The sequence below is a fragment of the Vibrio sp. 10N.222.46.A1 genome (assembly GCF_041473595.1).
GTDB lineage: Bacteria > Pseudomonadota > Gammaproteobacteria > Enterobacterales > Vibrionaceae > Vibrio > Vibrio tasmaniensis_A.
Genome location: NZ_JBFRSN010000934.1, coordinates 1 through 3,943, shown reverse-complemented (window position 1 = coordinate 3,943; position 3,943 = coordinate 1). Strand labels below are relative to the sequence as shown.

The window sequence follows — 3,943 nt, the reverse complement described above, 5'->3', positions numbered from 1 at the left end:
ATATTGGATCTTTTTTGTATGTACTAGATGGAAATATCTAGTTAGCTTTCAGTAGGATTAGTTTCTTGCGGTTTTTAATTCACCACGTAACTTGAAGATTCCTTTTGGTGCCTTAGTCAATAAGATGCCACAAAGCAGAGGAATCATCATCACCAGTGACTGTTCAGACAGCACTTCTCCATTGATGTAGCAAGAGATCAGTAGTGCAACCACAGGGAAAATCAGGAAGCAGATAGACGCTTGGAACGGCGTCGAAACTTGTCCGAGTTTAAAGTAGGCAACAATGCCGCCAACACTCGCCACAAAGCCTAGGTAAACTACCGCTGAGATTGAATCCCAAGTGAAGGATTCAACATTCACGTTTTCACCTATCGCCGAAACGGCGAATAAGAATAGAGAAGCGATCAGACTTGGGACTGCGTTGTACGTCAGTACTTCGATGCCTTTACAGTGCTTTTGAACTAACACATACATAACAGCGTGTATTGCCACAGCAAGACCTAAGCAAACGGTACCAACTAGGTAGTCATCGCCACCCATCTGCATTTCATTACCGAGGATCAAACATAAGCTTACAACAGCGGTAGCCAAACCAAATATTTGGTGCTTAGCCAATCGTAGGCCTAGGAATAGGCCTGACATCAACATCACAGCGACCGGCATGTTAGCGAAGATGATCGACGCTAGACCAGAAGAGATGTATTGCTCGCCATAGATCATCAAAGTAAATGGAATCGCAAAGTACATCAGCGCAACAATCAGCAACCATTGACGCTTGCCTTTAGGAAACAGCAGTGGCTGGTTGAAGACTTTCGCTAATACCGCAAGCAGAGGTGCTGCGAGTAAAAAGCGCAATGCAGTAGCAAAAATTGGTGGGATAGAATGCAATGCCACTTCCATTGCGAACCAAGTGGTTCCCCAAATTAGGCAAACAGAGACAAAAAGCAAGATAGTTAGCGACTTCGAATTCATGGTGACTACTCATTAATAATTATTTTAAATCATCGGCTTGTGGCGCCTTAATGACGTGGCACAGTATAAGGAGGTCGTCGGAGAAAAATTTTGTCTTTTTATCTCTAATTGCAATTTATTATGGAAAAATAATCTCTAATGTGTCTATTTTTTAGAAAATAAATTCAATTTAGGTAGCTTGAGGAAAGGCATTGTTCTTTGTAAGGTTTAATTTCGTTTAAGAAACGATCAACTTCGCGAGTATGACTATTTGGCTTATTGCTGTCAGCGTAGCAACAAGAGGCGCCTTTTAAATCACTGTATAAGATGTAAGGCGCGTTATTATTCTCAGTGCAGTCGGTAGATTCATCTACGTAACAGGCTTAACTTGTTTGGACTGTCTTACTGCAAGGACAAGTTGCGGTAGCAGTGACATCACGATCATGCCTGTCATTAGCGAGTACTGGAGTGGGGTAAAGGATTCACCCATCAACATCATACCCGTCACAATTCCCGCAATTGGGTTAGCGATGCCACCGAAGGTGAAATCAACCACTGACATACGCTGTAGTAGCCACACATACATGCCGTAACCCAGGGCAGTGTTCAGGATAATCACCCAAACAAGTCCTATTGCGTTACGAGTATCGAAATGAGTCACAGCGTTAACATAAGGCTGTGGGTCGATGAGCGCATGAACGCCAGACGCGACAGATAAAATCGTACCGCCTAGAATCAGTTGCCATGTTAATACCTTCCACCAGTGCATGCGATTACCCAGTGACTTGGTAATGCTACTGCCGATAACGATACACATGATTGCAGCGAACATGGCGCCTAAACCTATTGGGTTTAATGCGATTTGACTTGGATTAAACAGTATCCACGCCAATGTGATTAATCCAACACCAGACAAGGCTTGAATCAATTGCGGACGCTGTTTCTTTACTACCCAATGGAAGATCATCGCAAACACTGGCACAGAGATCATACCTACACCGGAGATTGCCGAAGGCAACGTCAACGCCATCACGAAGATTAAGCTAAAGAAGGTCGCAATATTGATAAGACCCAATGTGAAAATGATCTGCCATTCGCCTTTTTGAGGCAGTGTCGGTTTTACTACTAGCAATAACAAACCAGCAGGCAACGCGCGCAAAGCACCCAATAATAAGGGGGGCCATTCCTGTAGCGTAAATTGCGTCACTGCATAGGTTGTTCCCCAAAAGAACGCGGGAATCATTGCTAATAATATGTTCATATGAAATATCTTTACGTTAAGATAATTGGTTGTATGAACTGTATACCTAGATCATATGGTTGTAAAGTATCTTTATGTTAAACTAGTTTGAATTAATCAGACTAATAACGGAGCGAGATCGCAAATGGATGCTATCGACCGCGTAGTAGAGCAATGGGCAAAGGAAAAGCCTGAGTTAGAAACTGAGCCAATGGCAATGATGGGCAGGATTATGCGTATTGCCAAGTATATGGAGACGCAAGTTGCCGAGCTTCATAAAAATTACGACATGAAACTTGGTGAGTTTGATGTGTTGGCAACGTTGCGACGTTCTGGGAAGCCTCATCAACTGACGCCATCAGAACTGATCGGATCGATGATGCTGACCTCAGGCGCAATGACCAATCGCCTTGATAAACTAGAAGCTAAAGGGCTGATCAGTCGTGAGCACAGCAAAGAAGACAGGCGCAGCGTGAGTGTTCTGCTAACCAAAGATGGTCTTATTCTGATCGACCAAATGATGACTGAACATGTCGAAATGCAGAAAAAACTGGTTAAGTCATTGTCTGCGAGCCAGAAGAAGAACACTAACCAACTTCTGAAAGCATGGTTGAGTGCTTACGAATAATTTTTAGGTGACGGAGTAGGGTACGACTATGGACAGTATTCAAAATAATACGGAAAAAACAGATATGCTTGAGAAAGTAGAGCGCGTTGTATTAATTAATGGATTGGAATATGAGGTTAGCGGAAATGTTCTTAATCTTAAGCTAGGCAGAGCGGGTGGAAAGGTAAAAATCAAATACGATTACGCGACGAATTCATACGTCTACAACTGTAATGAGTATGCTATTGGTTTTTCCAGTCTCATCTTCTTCGTTCTTTCGTTTAATACTCTGTATCAAGTTGATCACCAAGCATGGTCTGGTTATGTCGCGGGTTTGATGTTCGCTGGAGCAATATTCAATTTGATCCAATTAGTGCTATCTCACGTCCAAATGTTAGACATTAAAGCACAGCTAAGAGAAGTCGGTATCTACCTCAAGTCTGGCGCGTAAGAGCCTTTAGCATCTTGTGTATCGTGAACAACTGAACAACTTAGCCATTTCTGAGTAACGAGTGGTTAAGCCCTGCCATCGGTGGTTATATGCCCAAATAAGCAGCGTTAACACCAATTCTTAGTGCTGTTTTTACTTTCCTCTTACACACTTTTCTTATATCGAACCTAGTATCAAATTTCTCTTGGTTATACAGGCAAGCTTCTCATTATGAAGAACTTTTTCGATAGCGAGCTCATGCTCTCTAGCTCCTTGAACTTCGTTCTGCTGTCACTTGGACTAACGCTCCTCTTACATATTCCAATTTGGTGTGGATTCAACCTGAGTCGGCGAAAATGGAAGCGTATGGATTATTTATGGCCGTTTTTAGCGGGTATCGGAATGCTTGGTGCCGTGTCTGAGATTAGAGCGAAGGTGGCGGGTGATTGGGTTGAAACCGAACAAACCAGAGCGGTGGCGATTTTAGAATCGGTTCAGCAGTTCTCGTTGGATAAGTTGAGAAGTGATACCTGTACAGGTCAGCCATCTTTAGATAATTACGCTCAGTACCACGACGCGTGTTTGTGGTATTTGAATACGGCGATTACGTTTAAAGATATCGATTTCACCTTGTTACCTAATGCATCGGATTTTACGGTTCCTGCGCCTAGCGTGTCGTTAGTTGAAAGTGATGCGGTGTGGGTGGATGGTATGC

The 3,943-nt window shown here is 43.1% G+C and carries 5 protein-coding genes; 3 read left to right on the top strand and 2 right to left on the bottom strand.

The window, feature by feature from the left end; all coding sequences use genetic code 11:
- Positions 1-57: 57 nt before the first annotated feature.
- Together AB4496_RS22250 and AB4496_RS22245 are read right to left on the bottom strand one after the other, a co-directional pair.
- Positions 58-972 carry a DMT family transporter gene (locus tag AB4496_RS22250; RefSeq protein WP_102258355.1) on the bottom strand — a complete coding sequence of 305 codons (915 nt, stop codon included), beginning with the start codon at positions 970-972 and terminating at the stop codon, positions 58-60.
- 349 nt (positions 973-1,321) lie between these two features.
- On the bottom strand, positions 1,322-2,212 hold the full coding sequence (locus AB4496_RS22245; RefSeq protein ID WP_102258356.1) for a DMT family transporter: 891 nt from the start codon (positions 2,210-2,212) through the stop codon (positions 1,322-1,324).
- A gap of 124 nt (positions 2,213-2,336) precedes the next feature.
- Here AB4496_RS22245 and AB4496_RS22240 point away from each other — a divergent pair, with 124 nt between their 5' ends.
- The 3 genes from AB4496_RS22240 to AB4496_RS22230 all read left to right on the top strand — a co-directional run.
- Positions 2,337-2,819: a MarR family winged helix-turn-helix transcriptional regulator gene (locus AB4496_RS22240; RefSeq protein ID WP_102258357.1), complete on the top strand. Its 483-nt coding sequence runs from the start codon at positions 2,337-2,339 to the stop codon at positions 2,817-2,819.
- A gap of 28 nt (positions 2,820-2,847) precedes the next feature.
- On the top strand, positions 2,848-3,249 hold the full coding sequence (locus AB4496_RS22235; protein WP_009846182.1) for a hypothetical protein: 402 nt from the start codon (positions 2,848-2,850) through the stop codon (positions 3,247-3,249).
- Positions 3,250-3,594: 345 nt separating this feature from the next.
- The coding region (locus AB4496_RS22230; RefSeq protein WP_372131986.1) for a hypothetical protein at positions 3,595-3,943 on the top strand (349 nt) is incomplete at its 3' end.

Excerpts from the sequence above, each read along its gene's own strand:
- AB4496_RS22250 (WP_102258355.1), bottom strand. The coding sequence starts at position 972 with ATGAATTCGAAGTCGCTAACTATCTTGCTTTTTGTCTCTGTTTGCCTA.
- AB4496_RS22245 (WP_102258356.1), bottom strand. The coding sequence starts at position 2,212 with ATGAACATATTATTAGCAATGATTCCCGCGTTCTTTTGGGGAACAACC.
- AB4496_RS22240 (WP_102258357.1), top strand. The coding sequence starts at position 2,337 with ATGGATGCTATCGACCGCGTAGTAGAGCAATGGGCAAAGGAAAAGCCT.
- AB4496_RS22235 (WP_009846182.1), top strand. The coding sequence starts at position 2,848 with ATGGACAGTATTCAAAATAATACGGAAAAAACAGATATGCTTGAGAAA.